This window comes from Cupriavidus sp. 10L43_2, assembly GCF_056395265.1.
In genome coordinates, this window is sequence record NZ_JBFTJE010000005.1 from 145196 (window position 1) to 170112 (window position 24917).

Consider the following 24917-nt stretch of genomic DNA (forward strand, 5'->3'; position numbering starts at 1 on the left):
CATGAACTTCAATCTCAGCGACGAACAGAAGCAACTGGCCGACGCCGTCCGCCGCTTCATCGACAAGAGCTACGACTTCGAGTCGCGCAAGAAAAACATCAAGGCCGAGGCTGGTTACGGCGAGGGCACCTGGGGCGCGCTGGTCGAACTGGGCCTGACCGCGCTGCCGGTGCCGGAAGCGCAGGGCGGCTTCTCGGGCACGGCCGTCGACATGATGGTGGTGCAGCAGGAACTGGGCCGCGGCCTGGTGGTGGAGCCGTACTTCGCCACCGTGGTGGCTGCGCATGCGCTGAAGCTGGCTGGCGGCCAGGACGCCCTGCTTGAGCAGGTAGCCGGTGGCGAGGTCAAGCTGGCCACGGCGTTCAACGAGCCGCAGTCGCGCTACACGCTGAATGATGTGCGCGTGACGGCCAAGGGCGGCAAGCTCAACGGCCGCAAGGTGGTGGTGATCCACGGTGCGCAGGCCGACAAGCTCGTGGTGTCCGCCCGCACCAGCGGCGCCGATGCCGACACGAACGGCATCTCGCTGTTCCTGGTCGATACGAAGGGCGCCGGCGTGACCGTGACCGACTACCGCACCATCGACAACCTGCGCGCTGCCGACGTGACCTTCCAGGACGCCCCGGCCACGCTGCTGGGTGCCGAAGGGCAGGGCTGGGACGTGCTCGAATCTACCGCCGACTACGGCGCGGTGCTGCTCTGCGCCGAAGCCGTGGGCGTGATCGACACGCTGAACGCCGCCACGCTCGAGTACGCCAAGACGCGCCAGCAGTTCGGCATGCCGATCGCCCGCTTCCAGGCGCTCCAGCACCGCATGGTCGAGATGTTCATCCATGCCGAGCAGGCCCGTTCGATCACGCTGCTGGCTGCGGCCCGCTTCGAGGAGTCGAATCCCGAGGCGCGCCGCCGCTACGTGTCCGCCGCCAAGGCGCGCGTGGGGCAGGCCGCTCGCACGGTTGGCCAGGAAGCGGTGCAGATCCACGGTGGCATGGGCGTGACGGACGAATTGCCGGCCGCGCACATGTTCAAGCGCCTGACGCTGATCAACACCACGTTTGGCGATGTGGACCATCACCTGGGTCGCTTCGCCAGCCAGCCGGGTTTCCAGGCAGCCGCCTGAGGCCCCCGCAGTACAGAAACCGCGCCCGTTGTCCCCGGCGCGGTTTTTTGCTTCTGGTTACGCCATCTACGGAGCGAACATGTCAAAGATGTATTTCGAGGATTACCAGGTCGGCGGCGAGCACCCGCTGGGCAGCTACACGGTCACCGAGGCGGAGATCGTGGCATTTGCCAGCCAGTACGACCCCCAGCCGTTCCATATCGACAAGGACGCGGCCGCCAAGAGCATCTACGGCGGGCTGATCTCGAGCGGTTGGATGACCTGCGCGATCATGATGAAGCTGCTGGTGAAGTCCATGGGCGACCGGAGCAGCAGCATGGGCTCGCCGGGCGTGGACGAGATCCGCTGGATCAAGCCCGTCTATGCTGGCGATACGCTGACGGTCGTGCTGAAGGTGCTGGAGACGCGGCCGTCCTCGTCCAAGCCGGACCGCGGCGTGGTGCTGACCCAGTGGCAGGCCACCAACCAGCATGGCGAGCTGGTTTGCACGGTCAAGGGCATGGGCATGTACGGCCGGCGGCCGGCATAATACGAACCCCGAATCGAGACGACGCAAGAGAGGAGACACCATGCGCACCATCGCATCGCTGGAAGAGCTGGAGGGCCTGCAAGGCCAGGAAGTGGCCGTCAGCGACTGGACCGAGATTACGCAGCAGCAGGTCAACCTGTTTGCCGAAGCCACTGGCGACCATCAGTGGATCCACGTCGACGTGGAGCGCGCCAAGCGCGAGTCCCCGTTCGGCGCCCCGGTTGCCCATGGCTTCCTGACGCTGTCGCTGCTGCCGCAGTTCATGCAGAACGCCATCCATATGGAAGGCGTCAAGATGGGCGTCAACTACGGCCTGAACCGGGTGCGATTCACTTCGCCGGTGCCGGTGGGCAGCCGCCTGCGCGCCCGCGTGAAGCTGCTCAAGGTCGAGCGGCTCGACCCGACGCCCAACGGCCTGATCGGCGCCCAGTCCACCTGGGAGGTGACGGTCGAGCGGGAGGGCAGCGATCGCCCGGTCTGCGTGGCAGAATCGATTAGCCGACGCTACTCCTGAGCGCCAGCCAGTTCCGATCTGAATCGGAAAACGACGAGGGCCGCTAGAACGCGGCCCTCGTCGTTTGTCCAGCGGAATCGTCGAAAAACGATCCATCACGACATGACTGTTTCCTGCGCGCGACACTTTCGGGCGGCCGATGTCATTGTCCGATTTTCCGAACAGTGTTTCCGCACCCCGTGGGTTTACCCCTAATGTTGCGTTGCGGTACAGTCGCGCCCACGATGCTTTATGTTATGCGATATCCGCTCGAAGACCGTGCCCGCTGCGCTGGCGGGGTGGTCGAAACCGGTGGAAATCGCGTGAGCGTCGTGACACAACGCTCGTCCCGGCGGCAGTCTCGAGCCGGGATCGATCGCAGTTCAGGCAGTCGGTTACCTCAGCGCACGCACCGCCCCCTCCGGCATCCCGCGCACGCAGTCGTCAGTTGCTGTCCAGCCGCGTTCATGGCGTTGCCCGGCCGCATGGTCCGCAGGCGCTTGCATCGCCAGTCCCGCAACGCCAGCTTTGGACACGTCCTCCGGTTTTTCCCAGCCCAGCCAGCCAGTTGCCCCGTGCAGCGGATGGCGGTGCCGCGCCTGCATGTCGGGAGCGGCCCAACCAGACCGTCGTGACATGAAAAAACCCATAATGCCGCGCTGGACGCGGTTCCTGCCTAGCCTTGGCTTGCTGTTGCTGGCCGGCTGCAACATGACGCTGCTCGACCCGAAGGGTCAGGTCGGTGTCGACATCAAGGGCATCATCCTGATCGCCACCTGGCTCATGCTGCTGGTGGTGGTGCCGGTGATCGTCCTGACGCTGGTCTTCGCCTGGAAGTACCGCGCCACGAACACGGCTGCCCGGTACGAGCCGGACTGGTCGCACTCGACCAAGATCGAAGTGGTGGTCTGGCTGATCCCCTGCATCATCATCGCGGTGCTGGGCTACATCACCTGGAAGTCGTCGCACGACCTGGACCCCTACAAGCCGCTGGAATCGAACGTCAAGCCGATCACGGTGGAAGCGGTCGCGCTGAACTGGAAATGGCTGTTCATCTATCCGGAACTGAAGATCGCCACGGTCAACCAGCTGGCGCTCCCGGTGGGTACCCCGGTGAACTTCAAGATCACCTCGGATTCGATCATGAATTCGTTCTTCATCCCCCAGCTGGGCAGCCAGGTGTATGCCATGGCCGGGATGGAGACCAAGCTGCACCTCATCGCCAACGAAGCCGGCACGTATGACGGCATGTCCGCCAACTACAGCGGCGGCGGCTTCTCGGGCATGAAATTCAAGGCCATTGCGATGTCGAACTTCGACTTCGACGCGTGGGTGGCCCAGGTGCGCGCTTCTGACCGCCAACTCGCTGCCGCGGACTACAAGGTCCTGGCCAAGCCGAGCGAAGCGGAACCGGTTGCCCTCTACGGCAAGGTCGAAGACGGCCTGTACACCGGCATCCTGCATCAGTACATGGGCGCCGACGGCCGCGCCATGGCCCGCGAGGGCTTCGATGGCGGCCCGGTCTGCACGTCGCGTAACACGCTCGGCGAAGAGCGGGTGTCCATGACCACGCCGGCCAAGCCGGCGCTGGGCGCGCAATCCTAGGAGCAATGATGTTTGGCAAATTGAGTTTGTCGGCGATTCCGTTTCATGAGCCGATCATCATGATCACACTGAGCTGCGTGGCCCTGGGCGGGCTGGCGCTGCTCGGTGGGATTACGTACTTCAAGAAGTGGAACTACCTGTGGAGCGAGTGGATTACGTCCGTCGACCACAAGAAGATCGGCGTGATGTATTCGCTGGTGGCGCTGATCATGCTGCTGCGCGGCTTTGCCGACGCCGTCATGATGCGTACCCAGCTGGCGCTGGCCACCAACGGCGACCCCGGCATCCTGCCCCCTGAGCACTACGACCAGATCTTCACCGCCCACGGCGTGATCATGATCTTCTTCGTGGCCATGCCGCTGATGACGGGCCTGATGAACCTCGTGGTGCCGCTGCAGATCGGCGCGCGCGACGTGGCGTTCCCGTTCCTGAACACGCTGAGCTTCTGGCTGTTCGTGGCCGGCGCGATGCTGGTCAACGTGTCCCTGGGGGTTGGTGAATTCGCACGTACCGGCTGGCTGGCGTATCCGCCGCTGTCGGGCATCGACTACAGCCCTGGCGTAGGGGTGGATTACTACCTCTGGTCCTTGCAGATATCAGGCTTGGGCACGCTGCTGACCGGCGTGAACTTCCTCGTGACCATCCTCAAGATGCGCGCCCCGGGCATGACCCTGATGCGCATGCCGGTGTTCACCTGGACCGTGCTGTGTACCAACGTGCTGATCGTGGCCGCCTTCCCGGTGCTGACGGTGTCGCTGGCGCTGCTGGGCCTGGACCGCTACTTCGGCATGCACTTCTTCACGAACGACGGTGGCGGCAACGCCATGATGTACGTGAACCTGATCTGGATCTGGGGCCACCCCGAGGTGTACATCCTGATCCTGCCGGCGTTCGGCATCTTCTCGGAAATCATCTCGACGTTCTCGGGCAAGAAGCTGTTCGGCTACAAGGGCATGGTCTACGCGACGGCCGCGATCATGGTGCTGTCGTTCCTGGTCTGGCTGCACCACTTCTTCACGATGGGCTCCGGCGCCAACGTGAATGCCTTCTTCGGCATCACCACGATGATCATCTCCATCCCGACCGGGGTGAAGATCTTCAACTGGCTGTTCACGATGTACCGTGGCCGCGTGCAGCTGACGTCGCCGGTGCTGTGGACGCTGGGCTTCATGGTCACCTTCGTGATCGGTGGCATGACCGGCGTGCTGATGGCCGTGCCGGCCGCCGACTTCGTGCTGCATAACAGCCTGTTCCTGATTGCCCACTTCCACAACGTGATCATCGGTGGCGTGCTGTTCGGCTACCTGGCCGGCGTGACCTACTGGTGGCCGAAGGCGTTCGGCTTCAAGCTGGACGAGCGTCTGGGCAAGTGCGCGTTCTGGTGCTGGCTGGTTGGCTTCTACTTCGCGTTCATGCCGCTGTACGTGCTGGGCCTGATGGGCATGACCCGCCGCCTGAACCATACCGACAACCCGGCCTGGACCCCGTTCCTGTACGCGGCCGTGATCGGCGTGGTGTTCATCGCCATGGGTATCGGCTTCCAGGTGCTGCAGATCGTCGTGTCGATCCGCAACCGCAAGGCGCTGGCGGACGTCACGGGCGATCCCTGGGGTGGCCGTACGCTGGAGTGGGCCACGTCGTCGCCGCCCGCGTTCTACAACTTCGCGCACACCCCGGTGGTGCGTGACCTGGACGCGTTTGCCGACATGAAGGCCCGTGGCGAGACCATCCGCACGGACGGCTACGAGCAGATCCACATGCCGAAGAACACCGCTGCAGGCTTCTACATGGGTGCCTTCAGCCTCGCGCTGGGCTTCGCGCTGACCTGGCATATCTGGTGGCTTGCCGCCGTGGGCCTGGTTGGCATGGTGGTGGCGTTTATCCGCCGCGCCAACGACGACCATATCGATTACTACGTGCCGGCCAAGCAGGTCGAGCAGATCGAAACGCTGCACCAGCAGCGCATCGCTACGCAGGGCTGATCATCATGTCGACTGAAGTTCTAGACCGTTTTGGGGCGCAAGCCCCCGCCCACGGCCACGCGCACGATGCCGCGCATGACCACGACCACGCCCATCACGACACCAGCGAGAACACCGTCTTTGGTTTCTGGCTGTACCTGATGAGCGACTGCATCTTGTTCGCGTGCCTGTTCGCCGCCTACGCCGTGCTGCGCGGCGAAGTGGCGGGCGGCCCGTCGGGCAAGGAGCTGTTCGAGCTCAACTTCGTGCTGGTCGAGACGTTCATCCTGCTGTTCTCGTCGATCACGTACGGCTTCGCGATGATCTCGCTGCAGAACCGCAGCAAGGGTCGCGTGCTGATCTGGCTGGGCGTGACGTTCCTGCTGGGCGCCGCGTTCATGTCGATGGAAATCTATGAGTTCCATCACCTGATCCACGAAGGCGCCGGCCCGGGCCGCAGCGCGTTCCTGTCGTCATTCTTCACGCTCGTGGGCACCCACGGCCTGCACGTGGCCAGCGGCATGGTCTGGATGCTCGTGCTGATGTGGCAGCTGAACAAGAAGGGCATGACCCCGACGATGGAAAAGCGCCTGAACTGCCTGAGCCTGTTCTGGCACTTCTTGGACATCGTCTGGATCGGCGTCTTCACCGTCGTCTACCTGATGGGAGCACTGTAATGGCACAACAACATGCAACGGCCGCCCACGGCGAGTCGCACGGCCACAGCAGCGTCAAGTCGTATGTGATCGGCTTCGTGCTGGCCGTGATCCTGACGGTGATCCCGTTCAAGATCGTGATGGACGGCACGATGGACCGCGGCACCATCCTCTGGATCATCCTCGGCATGGCCGTGGTCCAGATCGTGGTCCACCTGAAGTACTTCCTCCACATGGATGGCTCCAAGGGCCAGCGCTGGAACGTCATGGCGTTCCTGTTCACGCTGCTGATCCTGTTCATCGTGCTGGCCGGTTCGCTCTGGATCATGCACAACATGAATGCCAACATGATGCCGATGATGAAGTAAGCATCGTCAGGCATGCAGCGAAGACGGGGCCCTCGGGCCCCGTTTTTTATTGTCGGCGGTGCGCGATGCACTGTCGCCGGCCCGGATCCTGCACTGATTTGCGGCCATGCACGATGCCGGTGCGGGAGTTGGCGCGCCCCCGCCGGCCCCGGTGACCCGATTGGCACCGGATTGGTGCGACGGGATCACCCGCCGTGACGTTTTCTCCCACCTTTGATCGTTCCCGGCCCGGCAGTCCATGGCACGCTAGTTGCAGAAGGATCACCCGGGGTGCGTAGAGTCCCTGACCACATACGACAAACTGGGAGCTGCAATGAAACGACGTGACATGCTGAAGCTGTCGGCGGTAGCCGCCGCGGCAATGATCGGTACCAGCCCGCTGCTGGCGCAGTCGAAGGATCCGATCAAGGTCGGCATCCTGCATTCGCTGTCGGGCACGATGGCCATCTCCGAGACCTCGCTCAAGGACGTGGCGCTGATGACCATCGACGAGATCAACAAGAGCGGCGGCGTGCTGGGCCGCAAGCTCGAGCCGGTGGTGGTGGACCCCGCCTCCAACTGGCCGCTGTTCGCCGAGAAGGCGCGCCAACTGGTCACGCAGGACAAGGTCGCCGTCACGTTTGGCTGCTGGACCTCGGTATCGCGCAAGTCCGTGCTCCCGGTCTACGAGGAACTGAACTCGCTGCTGTTCTACCCGGTGCAGTACGAGGGCGAGGAAATGTCGAAGAACGTGTTCTACACCGGCGCCGCGCCTAACCAGCAGGCCATCCCGGCTGTGGAATACCTGATGAGCAAGGAAGGCGGTGGCGCCAAGCGCTTCTTCCTGCTCGGCACCGATTACGTGTACCCACGCACGACCAACAAGATCCTGCGCGCGTTCCTGAAGAGCAAGGGCGTGGCCGACAAGGATATCGAGGAGGTCTACACCCCGTTCGGCCATAGCGACTATCAGACCATCGTCGCCAACATCAAGAAGTTCTCGCAGGGCGGCAAGACGGCCGTGATCTCGACGATCAATGGCGACTCCAACGTGCCGTTCTACAAGGAACTGGGCAACGCTGGCCTGAAGGCCAAGGACGTGCCGGTGGTGGCGTTCTCCGTGGGCGAGGAAGAACTGCGCGGCATCGACACCAAGCCGCTGGTCGGCCATCTGGCCGCCTGGAACTACTTCATGTCGGTGAAGAACCCCGAGAATGACGCGTTCAAGAAGCAATGGGCGGCATGGGTCAAGGCCAACAACCTGCCCGGCGGCGACAAGCGCGTGACCAACGACCCGATGGAAGCCACCTACGTCGGCATCCATATGTGGGCGCAGGCGGTCAAGAAGGCCGGCACCACCGATCCGGACAAGGTGCGCCAGGCCATGTATGGCCAGACCTTCAAGTCGCCGGACGGCTTCACGCTGACCATGGGCGAGAACCACCACCTGTACAAGCCGGTGATGATCGGCGAAGTGAAGGGCGACGGCCAGTTCTCCGTGGTGTGGAAGACGGCGAAGCCGGTGCGCGCGCAGCCGTGGAGCCCGTTCATCGCGGGTAACGAAGGCAAGCCGGACAAGGTTGTCGCCGGCCGCTGATCTCCAGCGTACCCATGGTGTTTTGCCCCTCTCCCTTGGGAGAGGGGAGCCCTCCCTCGGTCGTTCCACGCATAAAAGACGCGAACCATCGCGCCATATCAGACGCCAGCCAGCCCTATGCACCGATCTCCATTCCCGTCCGCCTTGCCGTGGCTGCGCGCCATGCTGGCTGCGCTGTTGCTGGCCGCCGCGCCGCTGTGGGCGGCACCGCTCACGCAGGCTGACCTCAAGCCGCTGGTCGAAGACGACTTCGACGCGAAGACCGCCGCGCTCGCCGCGCTGACCCAGGCGCCGCCCGAGCAGGCCGGCCCGATCCTGCGCGCGCTCCAGGACGATGCACTCCAATTTGCGCCATCGGTGGGCATGGTGCGCCAGGATGGCGACAAGACCGTCGATGCCATCACTGGCAAGCCGGTGACCGTGAAGGCCGATGAACTCGAGTCCCTCACGCTGAACAACAGCCTGCGGGCCATCGTCGATAGCGCTGCGAGCAGCCTCCTGCTGCAGTCGCCGGACATCGCGGTGCGTACGCAGGCCATCAACACCTTGTCCGATCAACCCGAGAGCGCCTCGCGCGAAGTTGTGGAAGCGGCCCGCAAGGCCGAGGCCGATGCCGGCCTGCGCGCCCGGCTCGACGTGATCTGGGCCAACACCGTACTGGCGCAGGGCACCGACGCCACGCGCGACGCGCGGCTGGAAGCCATCCGCATCCTCGGCCAGGACAGCAATCCGCAGATCCGCCAGAAGCTGACGCCGCTGGTGGAGCGCGATGAAGCGGGCAAGTTCAAGGAGCCCGACGCCGACGTGCGCGCCGCCGCCCAGCAGGCCATCGACAAGATGCGTGGCGAGCAAGGCCGCGCCGAGCTGCTCGGCAACCTGTTCGCCGGCCTGAGCCTCGGCAGCGTGCTGCTGCTGGCTGCGCTGGGACTGGCCATCACCTACGGGCTGATCGGCGTCATCAACATGGCGCACGGCGAGTTCCTGATGATCGGCGCCTACGCCACCTACGTGGTGCAGACGCTGTTCCGCGCCTATGCGCCGAATGCGTTCGATTGGTACCTGCTGGCGGCGCTGCCGGCGTCGTTCCTGGCAGCGGGTGTCGTCGGCTTCGCCATCGAGCGGATCGTGCTGCGCCACCTGTACGGCCGCCCGCTCGAGACGCTGCTGGCCACCTTCGGTATCAGCCTGCTGCTGATGCAGGCCGTGCGCACGCTCTTCGGCGCCCAGAACGTGGAAGTGGCCAATCCCAACTGGATGAGCGGCGGCGTCACGGCGATGGCCGGCCTCGTGATTCCGTACAACCGCATCGTCATCATCGCCTTCGCGCTGGCCGTGGTGGCCGTGGCGTGGGCGGTGCTGAATCGCACGCGGCTCGGCCTGTTCGTGCGCGCCACCACGCAGAACCGCACCATGGCGGCCTGTGTGGGCGTGCGCACGTGGAAGGTGGATAGCTACGCCTTCGCCTTCGGTGCCGGCATCGCCGGGCTGGGCGGCTGCGCGCTGTCCCAGATCGGCAACGTAGGGCCGGACCTCGGGCAGGCCTACATCATCGATTCGTTCATGGTGGTGGTGCTCGGCGGCGTGGGCCAGCTGGCCGGCACCATCGTCGGCGCCTTCGGGCTCGGCCTCATCAACAAGTTCATCGAGCCGTTCTACGGCGCGGTGCTGGCCAAGATCTTCGTCCTGGTGCTGATCGTGCTGTTTATCCAGAAACGCCCGCAGGGCCTGTTCGCGCTCAAAGGGCGCAGCGCGGAGGCATGAGATGCGTAGCTTTCAATCGAAATCCTCGAACGGGGCGCCGTTCCGCCTCTCGGTTCCCGAGCGCCAGCCGCTCTTCTCGCGCAAGGTGTGGCTGGCGCTGGTCATCCTCACGCTGGTGGTCGCGGTCGGCGTGCCGATCTGCGCGCTGGTGATTCCGGAGGGCCACCCGCTGCACCTGTCGGCCTACGCGCTGACGCTGATCGGCAAGATCATGTGCTTCGCGCTGGCGGCCATTGCGCTGGACCTGGTGTGGGGCTACTGCGGCATCCTGAGCCTCGGCCACGGCCTGTTCTTCGCGCTGGGCGGCTATGCGATGGGCATGTACCTGATGCGGTCGATCGGCCGCGAAGGCGTGTACAAGAGCGACCTGCCCGACTTCATGGTGTTCCTCGACTGGAAGGAGCTGCCCTGGTTCTGGCACGGTACCGAGCACCTGCCGTATGCGATGCTGCTGGTCGTGCTGGTGCCGGGCGTGCTGGCGTGGCTGTTCGGCTTCTTCGCCTTCCGCTCGCGCATCAAGGGCGTGTACCTGTCGATCATCACGCAGGCCATGACCTACGCGGCGATGCTGCTGTTCTTCCGCAACGAGACCGGCTTCGGCGGCAACAACGGCTTCACGGACTTCAAGCGCATCGCCGGCTACGCCGTGGCCGCGCCGGAAACCCGCGCCGCGCTGTTCGTGCTGACCTTCCTGGCGCTGCTGGCCGGGTTCGTGGCGTGCCGCTATATCGTCACGTCCAAGCTGGGCCGGGTGGTCACCGCCGTGCGGGATGCCGAGATGCGCGTGATGTTCTCCGGCTACAACCCGCTCGGCTACAAGCTGTTCGTCTGGACCTTCTCGGCCGTGCTGTGCGGGATTGCCGGCGCGCTTTACGTGCCGCAGGTGGGCATCATCAACCCGGGCGAGATGTCGCCAGCCAACTCCATCGAGATGGCGGTCTGGGTGGCCGTGGGCGGCCGCGGTACGCTGATCGGGCCGATCGTCGGCGCCTTCCTGGTCAACGGCGCCAAGACCATGTTCACGGCCTACTTCGCCGAATACTGGTTGTTCCTGCTCGGCGCGATGTTCGTGCTCGTGACGCTGTATCTGCCCGATGGCGTGGTGGGCCTGTGGCGCCGCCTGCGTGGCAAGCGCACGGCCGCCCAGAAGATCCAGGCGGCCACGGGCGAGCCGGTGAACCCGGCCGCCGTGACCCCGCAACAAGGGAGCGAAGCATGAACGCGGCCACTTCGCAACAAGGTGCAAAACACGGCGCGGATCAGGCGGAGAGCGGCGACGCCACCGGCCTGGGCCGCGTCCTGGAGCCCGGCGTCATCGACACCTCGCACGGCCCCATCCTCTACCTGGAGGACCTGACCGTGCAGTTCGACGGCTTCCGCGCCCTGAACAAGCTATCGCTGTCCATCGATCACGGCGAGCTGCGCTGCGTGATCGGCCCGAACGGCGCCGGCAAGACCACGATGATGGACGTCATCACCGGCAAGACCGGCCCGCGCAACGCCAACGTCAGCGGGCGCGTCTTCCTCGGGCAGTCCATCGATCTGATGCGGATGACCGAGCCGCGCATCGCGCAGGTAGGCATCGGCCGCAAGTTCCAGAAGCCCACGGTCTTCGAGCAGCACGAGGTCTGGGAGAACCTGGAACTGGCGATGAAGGCGGACAAGCGCTGGTGGTCGTCGCTGCGCGCGCGGCTGACCGGCGAGGGCCATCGCCGCATCGAGGAAACGCTGGCGCTGACCGGGCTCGAAGACGAGGCGTATCGCCCGGCCGGCCTGCTGTCCCACGGCCAGAAGCAGCGGCTCGAAATCGGCATGTTGCTGATGCAGCAACCGCAACTGCTGCTGCTCGATGAACCCGTGGCCGGCATGACGGACGAAGAGACGATGCAACTGGCCGGCCTGCTGAACAGCCTGCGCGGCAGTTGCTCGATGATGGTCGTGGAGCACGACATGGAATTCGTGGCGGCGCTGGCCGGCGAGTCCGGCAAGGTTTCGGTGCTGGCCGAAGGCAGCCTGCTGGCCGAAGGCACGCTAGACGCCGTGAAGCGCGACGAGCGCGTGATCGAGTCCTATCTGGGAAGGTAACCATGCTGCAGGTCAATGCACTGAACCAGTTCTACGGCGGCAGCCACATCCTGCGCGACATCTCGTTCGAGGTGCCGCAGGGCAAGCTGACCACGCTGCTCGGCCGCAACGGCGTGGGCAAGAGCACGCTGCTCAAATGCCTGATGGGCGTGGTGCCCACACGCAGCGGCCACATCAGCTGGGAGGGCAAGGCCCTCGAGAAGAAGGCCCCGTACGAGCGCGTCTCGGCCGGGCTCGCCTACGTGCCGCAGGGCCGCGAGATCTTCCCGCGCCTGACCGTCGAGGAAAACCTGCTGATCGGCGCCGCCAGCCGCGCGCGCCCGAACGGCGTGCCGGACCGGATCTACCAGCTCTTCCCGGTGCTGCGCACCATGCGTTCGCGCCGCGGCGGCGATCTCTCCGGCGGCCAGCAGCAGCAACTGGCCATCGGCCGGGCGCTGATGAGCGAGCCGCAGTTGCTGATCCTCGACGAGCCCACCGAAGGCATCCAGCCGTCCATCATCCAGGACATCGGCCGCGCGCTGCGCCTGCTGGTGGACGAGTTCGGCATGACGGTGCTGCTGGTGGAGCAGTACTACGAATTCGCCCGCCATCTGGCCGATCACTACGTCGTGATGAGCCGGGGCGAGGTGGTGGCCCGGGGCGAGGGCGCCACGATGGAACAGGATGGTGTGCGGGAGCTGATCGCGGTGTAATCTTCGCCCATGCGTCACCCCGATTTCCCCTCCCAACTCGCCATGCCTGCCTGGCATGCCAGCCTGCGCCTGCGCTTTGCCGCGCGCGCGGGCCGCACGGCCTTGGTCGAACGCCGCCATCAGGGGCCGCTGCTGGTGCAGAAGCCGCTGTATCCCGAGGGCGGCATCTGCCACGTGGTGGTGCTGCATCCGCCCGCCGGTGTGGCTGGTGGCGACCGGCTCGACATCGACATCGCCGTGGAAGCCGGCGCCCATGCCGTGCTGGCCACGCCGGGCGCCACCAAATGGTACAAGTCGCTCGGCCGCGAGGCCGCCCAGCAGGTGCGCATCGAGGTGGCCGACGGCGCCCGGCTGGACTGGCTGCCGCAAGAGAACATCGTGTTCGACGATGCACGCGCCCGCATCGCCACGGACGTCGTCGTGGCGCCCACCGGCAGCGCCATCGGCTGGGATGCCGTGGTACTGGGCCGGCAGGCCTCGGGCGAACGCTGGTCGAGCGGCGCGCTGTGGCTGGACACCCGCGTGGCCGGCCCCGACCGCGCGCTGTGGATCGAGCAATCGCAGGTCGATGCCACCTCGCCGCTGCGCCCCGCCGTGGCGGGCATGGACGGCCTGCACATCCTCGGCACGCTCTGGGCGGTGGGGCAGGGCGCCACGCCGGCGCTGGCCGAAACCCTGGCTGAACAATTACCCTATGTCCCGGACCTGCGCGCCGGCGTGACCTGCCTCGCCGGGTCTGCAGGGCAGTCCATGCTGCTGCTGCGCGTGCTCGGGCGCGACATGGAAGCCGTGCGGCGCGTGATGACCGGCGCCTGGTCCACGCTGCGCGCGCCGATCCATGGCGTGGCGGCGCGGCCGCTGCGCCTCTGGGCCACCTGACAACAAGACAAGCAAAGAACGAGGAACAGAACGATGGAACTGACGCCGCGCGAGAAGGACAAGCTGCTGATCTTCACCGCCGCCCTGCTGGCCGAGCGCCGCCGCGCACGCGGGCTCAAGCTCAACTACCCCGAGGCGGTGGCCCTGATCACCGCCGCGATCATGGAAGGCGCGCGCGACGGCCGCACCGTGGCCGACCTGATGCACGAGGGCACCACCGTGCTGACCCGCGAGGACGTCATGGACGGCGTGGCCGAACTGATCCCCGAGATCCAGGTCGAGGCCACCTTCCCGGACGGCACCAAGCTCGTCACCGTGCACCATCCCATCGTCTGACACCCAATTCCACAACAAGAGAGCAACCATGCACCGATTCCTCCATCGCGCCGCCACCGGCGCCGTGCTGACCCTGGCCTCCGCCTCCGCCTTCGCCCACCCCGGTCATGACGCCGGCACCGTGGGCGCCAGCCTCTGGGCCGGCGTGCTGCACCCGTTCACCGGCGCCGACCACCTGCTGGCGATGGCGGCCGTGGGCGTGTGGAGCGCGCTCGCCACGAATTCGCGCGGCGCCTTCGGGCAAGGCGCGCCGGCCAAGGCCGACCTGCTGCGCCTGCCGCTGGCCTTCGTCGCCATGATGCTGGTGGGCGCGGCGCTGGGCCTTGCCGGCGTGACGCTGCCGGCCGTGGAGCCGATGATCGCGGTGTCGCTGCTGGTGATCGGCCTGCTGGTGGCCGTGCGGGCGCGGCTGTCGGCCATGGCCGGGATGGCCATCGTCGGCGGCTTCGCGCTGTTCCACGGCTACGCGCACGGCGCCGAGCTGCCGGCCACGGCCGGGGCGATGCCGGCGGTGCTGGCCTATGTGGCCGGCTTCGCCGTGGCGACGATGGCGCTGCACGGCCTGGGCATCGGTGCGGGCCTGTTCCTGCGCCGCCATGCGGGCTGGCTCGCCCGCGTGGCCGGGGCTGGCGTGGCGCTGTACGGCGCCGGCCTGCTGGTCGCCTGAGCGGCGGACGTCACGATCAAGGAGCCTTGCGATGATTCCCGGTGAACTGATGCCGCTCGACGGCGAAATCGAACTGAACGCGGGTCGCGCCACGGTGAGCGTCACGGTGGCCAACACCGGCGACCGCCCCGTGCAGGTGGGTTCGCACTTCCACTTCTACGAAACCAACGCCGCGCTCGACTTCGACCGCGAGGCCGCGCGCGGCTTCCGGCTCGACATCGCGGCAGGCACGGCGGTGCGCTTCGAGCCCGGCCAGTCGCGCACGGTGCAACTGGTGGCGCTCGACGGCGACCGCATCGTCTACGGCTTCAACGGCAAGATCATGGGAGCGCTGTAATGAGCGTGAAAATTTCCAGGCAGGCCTATGCCGAGATGTTCGGCCCCACCACCGGCGACCGCCTGCGGCTGGCCGACACCGGGCTGGTGATCGAAGTCGAACGTGACTACACGATCTACGGCGAGGAAGTGAAGTTCGGCGGCGGCAAGGTGATCCGCGACGGCATGGGTCAGAGCCAGCGCATGGCCAAGGACTGCGTCGACACCGTCATCACCAATGCGCTGATCGTGGACCACTGGGGCATCGTCAAGGCCGACATCGGCCTCAAGCACGGCCGCATTGCGTCGATCGGCAAGGCCGGCAACCCGGACATCCAGCCCGGCGTGACCATCGTCGTGGGACCGGGGACGGAGGTCATCGCGGGCGAGGGCATGATCGTCACCGCCGGCGGCATCGACAGCCACATCCACTTCATCTGCCCGCAGCAGATCGAGGAAGCGCTGATGAGCGGCGTGACGACGATGATCGGCGGCGGCACCGGCCCGGCCACGGGCACCTTCGCCACCACCGTCACGCCGGGGCCGTGGTACATGGAGCGCATGCTCCAGGCGGCCGATGCCTACCCGATGAATATCGGCTTCCTGGGCAAGGGCAACGCCAGCCAGCCCGGGCCGCTGACCGAGCAGGTCGAGGCGGGCGCCATCGGCCTGAAGCTGCACGAGGACTGGGGCACCACGCCGCAGGCCATCGACACCTGCCTGACCGTGGCCGACGCCACCGACACCCAGGTGGCCATCCACACGGACACGCTCAACGAGGGCGGCTTCGTCGAGGCCACCATCGCCGCCTTCAAGGGCCGCACGATCCACACCTACCATACCGAGGGCGCCGGCGGCGGCCACGCGCCGGACATCATCAAGGTCTGCGGCGAGGCCAACGTGCTGCCGTCGTCGACCAATCCCACGCGCCCGTACACCGTGAACACGCTGGACGAGCACCTGGACATGCTGATGGTCTGCCATCACCTGGATCCGGCGATTGCCGAGGATATCGCCTTCGCGGAGTCGCGCATCCGCCGCGAGACCATCGCGGCCGAGGACATCCTGCACGACCTGGGCGCGTTCTCGATGATTTCGAGCGATTCGCAGGCCATGGGGCGCGTGGGCGAGGTCATCATCCGCACCTGGCAGACCGCGCACAAGATGGCGGCGCAGCGCGGCAAGCTGCCCGGCGATCCGCACGACGCGCGCGGCGGCCACGACAACTTCCGCGTGAAGCGCTACATCGCCAAGTACACGATCAACCCGGCGCTGACGCATGGCATCGCGCACGAGGTGGGCTCGATCGAGGTCGGCAAATGGGCGGACCTGGTGCTGTGGAAGCCGGCCTTCTTCGGCGTGAAGCCGAGCCTGATCCTGAAGGGCGGGATGATCGCGGCGGCGGCGATGGGCGACCCCAACGCGTCGATCCCCACGCCCCAGCCGGTGCACTATCGGCCGATGTTCGCCTCGGCGGGCGGGGCGCTGCCGCGCTCGTCGCTGACCTTCGTGTCGCAGGCGGCGCTGGCGGCGGACGTGGGCGGGCGCTACGGGCTGGCCAAGACGCTGGCGGCGGTGCGCGGCACGCGCACGGTGAGCAAGCGCGATATGGTCCACAATGACTGGCAACCGAACGTCACCGTGGACCCGGAAACCTACCAGGTGGTGGCCGACGGCCAACTGCTGATGTGCGAACCCGCCACCGTGCTGCCCATGGCGCAGCGCTATTTCCTGTTCTGACGGCCCCGGATTGTGATCAAGATCGACAAACACCTCCCCGCCCCGCACGGCATCGCGCCGGTGCTGGTGCGCCGCGCCCCGAAGCTCGTGCTGCCGTTCGGCGAGCGTAGCAAGAGCCGCCTGCGCGCCGTGCTCGACAACGGGGCGGAAGCAGCGCTGTTCCTGCCGCGCGGCACCGTGCTGCGCGGCGGCGACCTGCTGGTAGCCGAGGACGGTACTTTCGTCGAAGTGCAGGCGGCCCCCGAGTCCGTGCTGCAAGTGACGGCGGCCGACCCGCTGGCCCTGATGCGCGCCGCCTACCACCTGGGCAACCGCCACACCCCGGTGGAAGTCGGCCGCGATTACCTCCGCCTCGAATTCGATGCCGTGCTGGCCGACATGCTGGCCCGCCTCGGCGTGCAGGCCACCCGCGCCGAACTGCCCTTCGAACCCGAAGCCGGCGCCTACGGCGGCGGCCACAAACACGGCCACGACGCGACCTTCGCCGAAGACTACGCAGCGGCGCAGGCGGTGTTCCAGGATCACCATGGGCATTCGCACGGGCATGACCACGGCCACAGCCATGACCACGGGCACGACCACAGTCACGACCATGGTCACGTCCATGACGAGCACTGCGGCCACAAGCACTGAATCCGTCCCAACCGTCCCATGACCGCGCTCCCCCAACTGATTTCGCTGTTGCATCTGGCGTCGCCGGCGTTGCCGATTGGCGGTTTCAGCTATTCGCAGGGGCTTGAGGCGGCCATCGACTGCGGGCTGGTTAGCGATGCGGCCAGCGCCGAGCGGTGGATCCGGGACAACCTCACGCATGTGCAGGCGCACTGCGAGGCGCCGGTCTGGCTGCTGCTTCATCGTGCCTGGCAGGCGCGCGACCTGGCTGCTGTACGACGTTGGAACGACTGGTTTCACGCCACGCGCGAGACGGCGGAGCTTCGGCTTGAAACCGAGCAGATGGGCTGGTCGCTGTCGAAACTGATCGGCCAGATGGGGTGGGGCGAGGCCGCCATGGCATCGGACTTGTCCGAACTGGCGCCGATCTGCCTGCCCACCGCGTTCACGGCCGCCTGCGTGGCGCTTGGCGTGGATGCGCGCGACGGTCTCGCGGCCTATGCCTTCAACTGGGCCGAAAACCAGGTCGCCGCCGCGCTCAAGGCGGTGCCGCTCGGCCAGGTGGCCGGCCAGCACATCCTGCGCGGGCTGCACCCGGCCGTGCTGGCCGTGGTCGACGAAGCGGCGCAGCGCGCCGACGCCGATCCGCCCCGCCTGTCCACTTTTTCCCCGATGCTGGGCCTGCTCTCCGCACGCCACGAGACGCAGTACTCCCGGCTGTTCCGTTCCTGACCCAGCCACAAACATGACCCGAACCAAGAAAAATCCGCCCCTGCGCGTTGGCGTGGGCGGCCCCGTGGGCTCCGGCAAGACCACGCTGCTGGAAATGCTCTGCAAGGCCATGCGCGACCGCTACGACCTGGTCGCCATTACCAATGACATCTATACGAAGGAAGACCAGCGCCTGCTGACGATCTCCGGCGCGCTGCCGGCGGAGCGGATCATGGGGGTGGAGACGGGCGGCTGCCCGCACACGGCGATCCGCGAGGACGCCTCGATCAACCTCGAGGCCGTGGACCGTATGCTGGCGAAGTTTCCCGATGCCGACATCGTCTTCATCGAGTCTGGCGGCGACAACCTGGCCGCCACCTTCAGCCCGGAATTGTCCGACCTGACGATCTACGTGATCGACGTGGCCGGCGGGGAGAAAATCCCGCGCAAGGGCGGGCCGGGGATCACGAAGTCTGACCTGCTGGTGATCAACAAGACTGACCTCGCGCCGTACGTGGGGGCCTCACTCGAGATCATGGAAGCCGATGCCCGCAAGATGCGCGGGGAGCGGCCGTTCGTGATGGGGAGTGTCAAGGCCGGGCAGGGGCTCGATCAGATCATCGCCTTCATCGAACGCCAGGGCCTGCTGACGGTATAAGGCTCAGCGCGGCTGCTTGCGGGCCAGCGCGCGGGCCACGCCGGCCACCACGTCGCGCTCGAAATCGCTCAGTTCGGCCATGTAGCGCATCGTTGCCTGCACGGCCGGCGAGGTGTCGGCCTGATACGGCGAGCGCGGCGCCTCCACGGGCGCGGCGGCGGTTTCGTGGCGCGAGAAGTCCAACATCTCGGGCGGAGCCACGCCGAGTGTGTCAGCTAGAGTACATATGTTATAAAGAGCCACATTACGTGTGCCGCGTTCGATGCCGCTGAGGTACGATCTTGCCAGACCGCTTTCCAGCGACAGGGCTTCTTGTGACCAGCCGCGCTGCTTGCGCAACCAGGTCAGATGTCGCCCGAACAGCTTGAGAGGGTCGCCTGTCATATGCTGCTTTGTGGATTTTAAGTCGCTCAGAGCCTAAGGGTTTGACCCAAGCGTCACGACAACCTATAGTTCGTCGTTCTATCGGTACCAGATCCGCATCATAAGGGATGTGCCCAAAACGGGTACGGAGCGATGGTATTACCGGACGGCACCTAAGCCGTACCGAAACGGGGCAGTCGCGCAGTGAGGGGGGAGGTCGTCGGGCGGGAGATCCGCGCCGCATCGGGCCTGCCGCCATTGCGCATTCCGTGGGACCCCTGCGTCCCAGGCTCCGTTTTGGGGAATGCCATGCAGATTTTTTCGTTTTTCGACGCCGGGTTGTGCGGTGCAACGCCGCCCCTGCCGGACTCTCCGGACCTGAGCGTCGGTTTACAGTTATGTGTCATTCCGGCAACGGCCGGGCTCGGCCACGCCTGCCACCACGTGTTCCTGCGTGCCGGCGACGTGCAATCCGGCATTGTTTCCGCCCCGTCCGAATGGTGGGCCTGCCTGCGCGGCGGCCTGCGCGTGCTGTCCTCCGGGCAGGAACTGGCCGCGCTGGCCGGAGGCGATGTCTTCACGCCCCAGCCGGGGCAGCCGGTCATGCTCCAGGCCGTGCTGGACAGCGTGCTGGTGCGCACCGTGCCGCAGGCCGGCAGCCGGCCCGGCACGCCGAGTTTTGTCGTGATCGAGCCCGGCGAGCCCGACTGGGCCCAGCGGCTGCACGCGCATGACACGATGTGGGCCACCTGCTATCGCGGCACGTTGTGCCTGCAATGGCGCGCCACGCGCGGCACGGCCGGTGTGCGCACCGTCTACCTGCAGCCGGGCATGGCTTTCGCGCCGGACCGTCACGACGACTACTGCATCGACGCCATGGTGCCCGGCGCGGGTCTGCTGTGCTGCGCGCGCTCGCCAATCTTGGAAGCCGAACCCGTGGTCGCGCTGCCCCGGGCGGCCTGAAGGCTGACCGGGATGCAGGCGATCAGCGGCGCTGGTACTGCGTGGCGCCGAACAGGATCTCGCGCTCCGCGTCGGTCCGCATAGGCTTGCGCTCCTTGGCGAGCACTTCCACGCCGCGCTTCACGGCGGGGCGCTCGGCAATCTCGTTGAACCAGCGCTTCAGGTGCGGGTAGTCGTCCAGCTCCACGCCCTGGTTCTGCCAGCTGCGCAGCCACGGGAAGGTGGCGATGTCCGCCACGCTGTAGCTGTCGCCGGCCAGCCAGGCGTGCTGCGACAACTGCTTGTCGATCACGCCGTAGAGCCGCTTGGCCTCGTTGGTGTAGCGGTTCACCGCGTACTCGATCTTCTCCGGCGCGTAGATGCGGAAGTGATGCGCCTGGCCCAGCATCGGCCCCACGCCACCCATCTGGAACATCAGCCACTGCAGGGCCTCGTACTTGCCGCGCACGTCCTCCGGCAGGAACTTGCCGGTCTTGCCGGCCAGGTACAGCAGGATGGCGCCCGATTCGAATAGCGAGATGGGCTGGCCGTCCGGCCCGTCACTGTCGACGATGGCCGGGATCTTGTTGTTCGGGCTGATCTTGAGGAAGGCCTCGCCGAACTGGTCGCCGGCGCCGATGTTGATCGGATGAACCTTGTACTCGAGGCCGCATTCCTCGAGCATGATGTGGACCTTGTGACCGTTGGGCGTGGCCCAGGTGTAGACGTCGATCATGAGGGAGCGCTCTCCTGGCTGCTTCGGAAACTTTCGGAAAATTCCGATGGGGAAGGGGCCCGGCGACCAGCGTCGCCAGGGTCCGAGCGATTAGAGCACAGAAGAAATAAGCCTGCTGGCGGTGCGGTCATCGCGGCGGCTCCCATGAAAAAACGCGCGACCGACAGGCCGCGCGTTTCGGGGAATTACGACTACCAGCGAGGCTCAGGAGCCGCGCGTCACCGGCATCTGGATGCTGTCCGGGTTCAGGCTCATGTGCTTGGCCAGTTCCAGCTTGGCGATGGCGTTGCGGTGCACCTCGTCCGGACCATCGGCCAGGCGCAGCGTGCGCTGGTGCGCCCACCAGTTGGCCAGCGGGAAGTCGCCCGAGACACCCGCGGCGCCATGCACCTGGATCGCCCAGTCGATCACGCGCAGCGCCACATTCGGCGCCACCACCTTGATCATGGCGATCTCGGCCTTGGCTACCTTGTTGCCTACGGTATCCATCATGTAGGCGGCCTTCAGCGTCAGCAGGCGGGCCATCTCGATGTCACAACGGGCTTCGGCGATGCGCTCCTGCGTCACACCCTGGCGGGCGATCTGCTTGCCGAAGGCCACGCGGTCCAGGCTGCGCTTGCACATCAGTTCCAGCGCGCGCTCGGCCACGCCGATGCTGCGCATGCAGTGGTGGATCCGGCCCGGGCCGAGGCGGCCCTGGGCGATCTCGAAGCCGCGCCCTTCACCCAGCAGGATGTTGGCGGCCGGCACGCGCACGTTCTTGAGTTCGATCTCCATATGGCCGTGCGGCGCATCGTCATAGCCGAACACGGGCAGGAAGCGCTTGATCGTGATGCCCGGGGTGTCCGCCGGCACGACGACCATCGACTGCTGCTCGTGGCGGCCGGCATCGGGATTGGTCTTGCCCATCACGATGTAGACCTTGCAGCGGGGGTCGCCGGCGCCCGACGACCACCACTTGGTGCCGTTGATCACGTAATGGTCGCCGTCGCGCTCGATGCGGCAGCTGATATTGGTGGCGTCCGAGGAGGCCACGTCCGGCTCCGTCATCAGGAAGGCCGAGCGGATCTCGCCGCGCAGCAGCGGTTCCAGCCACTGGTCCTTGAGTTCCTCGGTGGCGTAGCGCTCCAGCGTTTCCATGTTGCCGGTGTCCGGCGCAGCGCAGTTGAACACCTCGGGCGACCAGGGCGCGCGGCCCATGATCTCGCACATCGGTGCGTATTCGAGGTTCGACAGCCCCTCCGGCGCCCGCTTCGAGCGCGGCAGGAACAGGTTCCACAGCCCGGCTTCGCGTGCCAGCGGCTTCAGTTCCTCGACCACCTTGGTGGGAATCCAGGCGTTGCCGGCTTCGCGGTTGGCCTGGATCTCGGCGTAGAAGCGCTTTTCGTTCGGATAGATATGCTTGTCGAAAAAGGCCAGCAGCCGGGCCTGCATGTCCTTGACCTTGGGCGTGTACTCGAATTGCATGGGGTCTCCTCGCTACATTCGGGGGTGTGACGGCAGGCATCGCTTGGGAAGGATGCCGACTGGGGCCTACTCTAGCGGACTGCGCGTAATAAGAAAAATGAATTTTCTGGATTGGACAGTATCAATGTCCTGCATTTTCATGCCAGAATGCCGGCCATGCAGCTATCCCGGATCGACCTGAACCTCTTCGTGGTGTTCGATGCCATCTACAGCGAAGGCAGCATCACCGCAGCCGCGCGTCAGCTCAACCTGACGCAGCCCGCCGTCAGCCACGCGCTGGGGCGGCTTCGTACGCTGTTCGACGATCCGCTGTTCGAGCGGCGGGGGCAGGGCATGGCGCCCACGCCGCTGGCGCGCTCGCTGGCGGGCGAGGTGCGCGGCGCGCTGCAGTCGTTCGCGCGCACGCTGCAGGATACGCCGCACTTCGACCCCACCGCCACCACGCGCCGCTTCACTATCGGCATGCGTGATGCGCTGGAGTCCACGCTGCTGCCGCCGCTGATGGCGCGTGTGACGGCCATGGCACCGCACGTGGAGATCGCGGCGATCCGCTTCGACCGTCGCGAGATGGAGTCCGAACTGCTCGCCGGCACGCTCGATGCGGCCATCGACATCCTGCTGCCGGTGTCCCCGGCGATTCACCATGCCGCGTTCATGTCCGATCCGATGGTGGTGCTGGCCCGGCGCGACCATCCGCTGGTGAAGAAGGAGCTGACGCTGGAGCGCTATCTGGCTGCCGAACATGTGCACGTGTCGTCACGCCGGCGCGGGGCGGGCCTGGAGGACCAGGCGCTGCACCGAATGGGCCTGACCCGCCGCGTGCGGCTGCGCTGCCAGCACTATGCGGCGGCGTGCCGCGTGGTCAGTTGCACGGACCTGCTCGCCACCTTGCCGATGCGCTACGCCCGCATCGCCAACGAACCGTACGCCAACCGGCTGCTGGCGTTGCCGTTCAAGGTGCCGGCGCTCGAACTGCATCTTTATTGGCATGCCGGCGGCGAGAACGACGGCGCCAACCGCTGGCTGCGCGAGCAGCTGATGGCGGTGATGACGTCGCTCGGCAATGGCATGGGCGACGGTCCCCCCGCCGACCCGTAACGCGCATTTCCCCCGCGTGCCGCGCGCGCGGGTCACAACGTAAGCCATTGTTAGCAGGCTGGACGGTGCGGGAGGCGCTCCCTAACATCGTCCCGTTCCATCTGCCCCGGACGCCTCATGCCACGCATGACACCGCGCCGCCGCGCGCGCGTCCACACCCAGGCAGCCCCCTCCATCCACGACGACAGAGCCGCATTCCGATGCCAGGGAAACACTTGTCTAACGATTTCATGCCCTCCCGCGCGAACGCCTTCGCGCGACCGATCCCGATGACGATCCTGGCAGCCTGCGCTGCCTTCGCGCTCAGCGCCTGTGGCGGTGGCGGTGGCGGCGATAGCGCCCCCAGCGCGGGCACCAGCGCCGCCCCGGCAGCCGGCGCGGCCAATGCGAGCCAGGCGGCGTCCGGGCAGGCCCCCGCCAACGGCAGCCAGACGGCGACGCTCCCGGCCGGCGCCGACCGCGCCTGCTACACGGTGACCGGCAGCGCGCCGGCGCCGGTCACGGGCAGCGTGAGCCTGCTGCCGGCGCGCGGCACCGGCGTCTCGGGCTATCGCGTGCTGGACGACGCGCGCAGCGCCGGCCTCTGCTACGCCAACTATCGGCGCGAGCAGGTGGGCCTGCCGCCGCTGACCGCGCGCGACGCGCTCAATACCGTCGCCCAGAACCACACCGCCTACATGCTGGCCAACAACCTGCTCACGCACGACGAGCAGTCGGGCAAGTCCGGCTACACGGGCGCCGCGCCGAACGACCGCATCCAGGCCGCCTATCCGACCAATGCCACGGCGGAAGTCGTGGCGGCTGGCAACAAGTGGACCAGCGCGGCGGGCGCCAACCTGTCGATGGCGCCGAAGGACGCGCTCGTGGCGGACCTCGTCAACGCGCCGTTCCACCGCGCCGCGCTGCTGGGCAGCTACGGCTCGGCCGGCAGCGGGTTTGCGGAAAGCGTGGGCGCCGGCAGCAGCGGCGGCACCTCTGCCAGCTACTACCAGACCATCGACCTCGCCGATGCCAGCAAGGGCGGCGCGGACAACCAGGTGGTGGCGTACCCGTACAGCGGCCAGGCGGATGTGCCGGCGAGCTGGGTCAACAATGAGAGCCCCAACCCGGCGCCTTCGTACACGGGCCAGACCATGGGCTACCCGGTGACGGTGCAGGCCATCAACACGTCGCTGGTGTTCAATGCCGATACGTTCACCATCACCGACGCCGCCGGCACCAACGTGCCCTGCGAGAAGGTGGATGCGCGCACGTCGGGCATGTCGAGCTACGCGCGCGGGCTGGCCATCTGCACGCCGCGCGCGCCGCTGGCCGCCCACACGCGCTACAACGTCACCGTCGGCGGCACGCTGAACGGGCAGGGCGTGAACCTGAACTGGTCGTTCACCACGCTGTGATGGCGAACTGACACTATGTATACGGGGCGGCGCCCGCCGCCTCGTTCCCGTGCCTCCGCGCCGGTCATCCCCGATCGGCCAATCAGCCGTTTACAAGCGCATTACCGGTCATCTGCGTCTACAATCGCCTCAGCTTCCCCCCAGGAG

The 24917-nt window shown here is 66.5% G+C and carries 26 protein-coding genes and 1 pseudogene; 23 read left to right on the top strand and 4 right to left on the bottom strand.

Translation table 11 applies throughout. The features are described from left to right. The first annotated feature begins 1 nt into the window (after position 1). From AC1DEL_RS09330 to ureG, 20 genes are all read left to right on the top strand, one after another. Positions 2 to 1120, top strand: a complete 1119-nt coding sequence (locus AC1DEL_RS09330) for an acyl-CoA dehydrogenase family protein (protein WP_441643845.1) — start codon at positions 2 to 4, stop codon at positions 1118 to 1120. A gap of 79 nt (positions 1121 to 1199) precedes the next feature. Further along, complete coding sequence (locus AC1DEL_RS09335; RefSeq protein ID WP_092292421.1) at positions 1200 to 1649, top strand: MaoC family dehydratase; 450 nt, start codon at positions 1200 to 1202, stop codon at positions 1647 to 1649. 40 nt (positions 1650 to 1689) lie between these two features. Continuing rightward, positions 1690 to 2163: a MaoC family dehydratase gene (locus AC1DEL_RS09340; RefSeq protein WP_092292423.1), complete on the top strand. Its 474-nt coding sequence runs from the start codon at positions 1690 to 1692 to the stop codon at positions 2161 to 2163. Positions 2164 to 2778: 615 nt separating this feature from the next. Next, complete coding sequence (gene cyoA, locus AC1DEL_RS09345; protein ID WP_092292425.1) at positions 2779 to 3747, top strand: ubiquinol oxidase subunit II; 969 nt, start codon at positions 2779 to 2781, stop codon at positions 3745 to 3747. An 8-nt stretch (positions 3748 to 3755) separates the two neighbouring features. After that, on the top strand, positions 3756 to 5729 hold the full coding sequence (gene cyoB, locus AC1DEL_RS09350) for a cytochrome o ubiquinol oxidase subunit I (protein ID WP_092293285.1): 1974 nt from the start codon (positions 3756 to 3758) through the stop codon (positions 5727 to 5729). Positions 5730 to 5734: 5 nt separating this feature from the next. Continuing rightward, positions 5735 to 6385: a cytochrome o ubiquinol oxidase subunit III gene (gene cyoC / locus AC1DEL_RS09355; protein WP_092292427.1), complete on the top strand. Its 651-nt coding sequence runs from the start codon at positions 5735 to 5737 to the stop codon at positions 6383 to 6385. Beyond that, positions 6385 to 6732: a cytochrome o ubiquinol oxidase subunit IV gene (gene cyoD / locus AC1DEL_RS09360; RefSeq protein WP_092292429.1), complete on the top strand. Its 348-nt coding sequence runs from the start codon at positions 6385 to 6387 to the stop codon at positions 6730 to 6732. The genes cyoC and cyoD overlap by 1 nt, the downstream gene beginning before the upstream one ends. A 313-nt stretch (positions 6733 to 7045) precedes the next feature. Continuing rightward, positions 7046 to 8308, top strand: a complete 1263-nt coding sequence (urtA, locus tag AC1DEL_RS09365; RefSeq protein ID WP_092292431.1) for an urea ABC transporter substrate-binding protein — start codon at positions 7046 to 7048, stop codon at positions 8306 to 8308. A gap of 117 nt (positions 8309 to 8425) precedes the next feature. After that, positions 8426 to 10069 (top strand): urea ABC transporter permease subunit UrtB, encoded by a 1644-nt coding sequence (urtB, locus tag AC1DEL_RS09370; protein ID WP_477125584.1) that lies wholly within the window; start codon positions 8426 to 8428, stop codon positions 10067 to 10069. A 1-nt stretch (position 10070) separates the two neighbouring features. Next, complete coding sequence (gene urtC, locus AC1DEL_RS09375; protein ID WP_477105054.1) at positions 10071 to 11288, top strand: urea ABC transporter permease subunit UrtC; 1218 nt, start codon at positions 10071 to 10073, stop codon at positions 11286 to 11288. Continuing rightward, positions 11285 to 12154, top strand: coding sequence for an urea ABC transporter ATP-binding protein UrtD (urtD, locus tag AC1DEL_RS09380; protein WP_092292437.1), 870 nt, complete (start codon positions 11285 to 11287; stop codon positions 12152 to 12154). The genes urtC and urtD overlap by 4 nt, the downstream gene beginning before the upstream one ends. 2 nt (positions 12155 to 12156) lie before the next feature. Continuing rightward, positions 12157 to 12849: an urea ABC transporter ATP-binding subunit UrtE gene (urtE, locus tag AC1DEL_RS09385; protein WP_092292439.1), complete on the top strand. Its 693-nt coding sequence runs from the start codon at positions 12157 to 12159 to the stop codon at positions 12847 to 12849. 9 nt (positions 12850 to 12858) lie between these two features. Next, on the top strand, positions 12859 to 13728 hold the full coding sequence (locus AC1DEL_RS09390) for an urease accessory protein UreD (RefSeq protein ID WP_441591993.1): 870 nt from the start codon (positions 12859 to 12861) through the stop codon (positions 13726 to 13728). 33 nt (positions 13729 to 13761) lie between these two features. Beyond that, positions 13762 to 14064, top strand: a complete 303-nt coding sequence (locus tag AC1DEL_RS09395; RefSeq protein ID WP_441643842.1) for an urease subunit gamma — start codon at positions 13762 to 13764, stop codon at positions 14062 to 14064. A gap of 28 nt (positions 14065 to 14092) precedes the next feature. Beyond that, the gene (locus AC1DEL_RS09400) at positions 14093 to 14731 is read left to right on the top strand and encodes a HupE/UreJ family protein (protein ID WP_477125583.1); all 639 of its coding nucleotides are present in this window, start codon (positions 14093 to 14095) and stop codon (positions 14729 to 14731) included. A gap of 31 nt (positions 14732 to 14762) precedes the next feature. Then, complete coding sequence (locus tag AC1DEL_RS09405; protein WP_441591996.1) at positions 14763 to 15068, top strand: urease subunit beta; 306 nt, start codon at positions 14763 to 14765, stop codon at positions 15066 to 15068. Further along, entirely contained in the window at positions 15068 to 16786 is a 1719-nt protein-coding gene (ureC, locus tag AC1DEL_RS09410; protein ID WP_441643841.1) for an urease subunit alpha, read from the top strand. The genes AC1DEL_RS09405 and ureC overlap by 1 nt, the downstream gene beginning before the upstream one ends. A 12-nt stretch (positions 16787 to 16798) precedes the next feature. Continuing rightward, entirely contained in the window at positions 16799 to 17419 is a 621-nt protein-coding gene (ureE, locus tag AC1DEL_RS09415; RefSeq protein WP_441591999.1) for an urease accessory protein UreE, read from the top strand. An 18-nt stretch (positions 17420 to 17437) separates the two neighbouring features. Then, positions 17438 to 18130, top strand: a complete 693-nt coding sequence (locus AC1DEL_RS09420) for an urease accessory protein UreF (RefSeq protein WP_477110251.1) — start codon at positions 17438 to 17440, stop codon at positions 18128 to 18130. Between the two features lie 13 nt (positions 18131 to 18143). Then, positions 18144 to 18767, top strand: coding sequence for an urease accessory protein UreG (gene ureG / locus AC1DEL_RS09425; protein ID WP_092292457.1), 624 nt, complete (start codon positions 18144 to 18146; stop codon positions 18765 to 18767). 3 nt (positions 18768 to 18770) lie between these two features. Here ureG and AC1DEL_RS09430 read toward each other — a convergent pair whose 3' ends face one another. Both AC1DEL_RS09430 and AC1DEL_RS09435 read right to left on the bottom strand, forming a co-directional pair. Continuing rightward, on the bottom strand, positions 18771 to 18953 hold the full coding sequence (locus AC1DEL_RS09430; protein ID WP_369823399.1) for a hypothetical protein: 183 nt from the start codon (positions 18951 to 18953) through the stop codon (positions 18771 to 18773). 57 nt (positions 18954 to 19010) lie between these two features. After that, positions 19011 to 19151 (bottom strand): annotated as a pseudogene (locus AC1DEL_RS09435) (helix-turn-helix domain-containing protein); the annotation flags it as partial. Positions 19152 to 19439: 288 nt separating this feature from the next. Here AC1DEL_RS09435 and AC1DEL_RS09440 point away from each other — a divergent pair. Further along, complete coding sequence (locus AC1DEL_RS09440; RefSeq protein WP_477110250.1) at positions 19440 to 20093, top strand: hypothetical protein; 654 nt, start codon at positions 19440 to 19442, stop codon at positions 20091 to 20093. A gap of 22 nt (positions 20094 to 20115) precedes the next feature. Here the strand turns inward: AC1DEL_RS09440 and AC1DEL_RS09445 are convergent, their stop codons facing one another. Further along, on the bottom strand, positions 20116 to 20808 hold the full coding sequence (locus AC1DEL_RS09445) for a glutathione binding-like protein (protein ID WP_092292463.1): 693 nt from the start codon (positions 20806 to 20808) through the stop codon (positions 20116 to 20118). Between the two features lie 204 nt (positions 20809 to 21012). Then, positions 21013 to 22275, bottom strand: coding sequence for an acyl-CoA dehydrogenase family protein (locus AC1DEL_RS09450; protein WP_092292465.1), 1263 nt, complete (start codon positions 22273 to 22275; stop codon positions 21013 to 21015). Between the two features lie 156 nt (positions 22276 to 22431). Here AC1DEL_RS09450 and AC1DEL_RS09455 point away from each other — a divergent pair, with 156 nt between their 5' ends. Together AC1DEL_RS09455 and AC1DEL_RS09460 are read left to right on the top strand one after the other, a co-directional pair. After that, positions 22432 to 23373: a LysR family transcriptional regulator gene (locus AC1DEL_RS09455; RefSeq protein WP_477125582.1), complete on the top strand. Its 942-nt coding sequence runs from the start codon at positions 22432 to 22434 to the stop codon at positions 23371 to 23373. A 230-nt stretch (positions 23374 to 23603) separates the two neighbouring features. Further along, complete coding sequence (locus AC1DEL_RS09460; protein WP_477144971.1) at positions 23604 to 24770, top strand: CAP domain-containing protein; 1167 nt, start codon at positions 23604 to 23606, stop codon at positions 24768 to 24770. Positions 24771 to 24917 lie beyond the last annotated feature (147 nt).

Excerpts from the sequence above, each read along its gene's own strand:
- AC1DEL_RS09405 (WP_441591996.1), top strand. The coding sequence starts at position 14,763 with ATGATTCCCGGTGAACTGATGCCGCTCGACGGCGAAATCGAACTGAAC.
- AC1DEL_RS09390 (WP_441591993.1), top strand. The coding sequence starts at position 12,859 with ATGCGTCACCCCGATTTCCCCTCCCAACTCGCCATGCCTGCCTGGCAT.
- urtB (WP_477125584.1), top strand. The coding sequence starts at position 8,426 with ATGCACCGATCTCCATTCCCGTCCGCCTTGCCGTGGCTGCGCGCCATG.
- AC1DEL_RS09460 (WP_477144971.1), top strand. The coding sequence starts at position 23,604 with ATGCCCTCCCGCGCGAACGCCTTCGCGCGACCGATCCCGATGACGATC.
- AC1DEL_RS09430 (WP_369823399.1), bottom strand. The coding sequence starts at position 18,953 with ATGTTGGACTTCTCGCGCCACGAAACCGCCGCCGCGCCCGTGGAGGCG.
- AC1DEL_RS09330 (WP_441643845.1), top strand. The coding sequence starts at position 2 with ATGAACTTCAATCTCAGCGACGAACAGAAGCAACTGGCCGACGCCGTC.
- cyoC (WP_092292427.1), top strand. The coding sequence starts at position 5,735 with ATGTCGACTGAAGTTCTAGACCGTTTTGGGGCGCAAGCCCCCGCCCAC.
- ureC (WP_441643841.1), top strand. The coding sequence starts at position 15,068 with ATGAGCGTGAAAATTTCCAGGCAGGCCTATGCCGAGATGTTCGGCCCC.
- ureG (WP_092292457.1), top strand. The coding sequence starts at position 18,144 with ATGACCCGAACCAAGAAAAATCCGCCCCTGCGCGTTGGCGTGGGCGGC.
- AC1DEL_RS09450 (WP_092292465.1), bottom strand. The coding sequence starts at position 22,275 with ATGCAATTCGAGTACACGCCCAAGGTCAAGGACATGCAGGCCCGGCTG.
- AC1DEL_RS09400 (WP_477125583.1), top strand. The coding sequence starts at position 14,093 with ATGCACCGATTCCTCCATCGCGCCGCCACCGGCGCCGTGCTGACCCTG.
- AC1DEL_RS09455 (WP_477125582.1), top strand. The coding sequence starts at position 22,432 with ATGCAGCTATCCCGGATCGACCTGAACCTCTTCGTGGTGTTCGATGCC.
- urtC (WP_477105054.1), top strand. The coding sequence starts at position 10,071 with ATGCGTAGCTTTCAATCGAAATCCTCGAACGGGGCGCCGTTCCGCCTC.
- AC1DEL_RS09340 (WP_092292423.1), top strand. The coding sequence starts at position 1,690 with ATGCGCACCATCGCATCGCTGGAAGAGCTGGAGGGCCTGCAAGGCCAG.
- AC1DEL_RS09335 (WP_092292421.1), top strand. The coding sequence starts at position 1,200 with ATGTCAAAGATGTATTTCGAGGATTACCAGGTCGGCGGCGAGCACCCG.
- cyoA (WP_092292425.1), top strand. The coding sequence starts at position 2,779 with ATGAAAAAACCCATAATGCCGCGCTGGACGCGGTTCCTGCCTAGCCTT.
- cyoB (WP_092293285.1), top strand. The coding sequence starts at position 3,756 with ATGTTTGGCAAATTGAGTTTGTCGGCGATTCCGTTTCATGAGCCGATC.
- urtE (WP_092292439.1), top strand. The coding sequence starts at position 12,157 with ATGCTGCAGGTCAATGCACTGAACCAGTTCTACGGCGGCAGCCACATC.
- AC1DEL_RS09420 (WP_477110251.1), top strand. The coding sequence starts at position 17,438 with ATGACCGCGCTCCCCCAACTGATTTCGCTGTTGCATCTGGCGTCGCCG.
- urtD (WP_092292437.1), top strand. The coding sequence starts at position 11,285 with ATGAACGCGGCCACTTCGCAACAAGGTGCAAAACACGGCGCGGATCAG.
- AC1DEL_RS09395 (WP_441643842.1), top strand. The coding sequence starts at position 13,762 with ATGGAACTGACGCCGCGCGAGAAGGACAAGCTGCTGATCTTCACCGCC.
- cyoD (WP_092292429.1), top strand. The coding sequence starts at position 6,385 with ATGGCACAACAACATGCAACGGCCGCCCACGGCGAGTCGCACGGCCAC.
- urtA (WP_092292431.1), top strand. The coding sequence starts at position 7,046 with ATGAAACGACGTGACATGCTGAAGCTGTCGGCGGTAGCCGCCGCGGCA.
- AC1DEL_RS09445 (WP_092292463.1), bottom strand. The coding sequence starts at position 20,808 with ATGATCGACGTCTACACCTGGGCCACGCCCAACGGTCACAAGGTCCAC.
- AC1DEL_RS09440 (WP_477110250.1), top strand. The coding sequence starts at position 19,440 with ATGCAGATTTTTTCGTTTTTCGACGCCGGGTTGTGCGGTGCAACGCCG.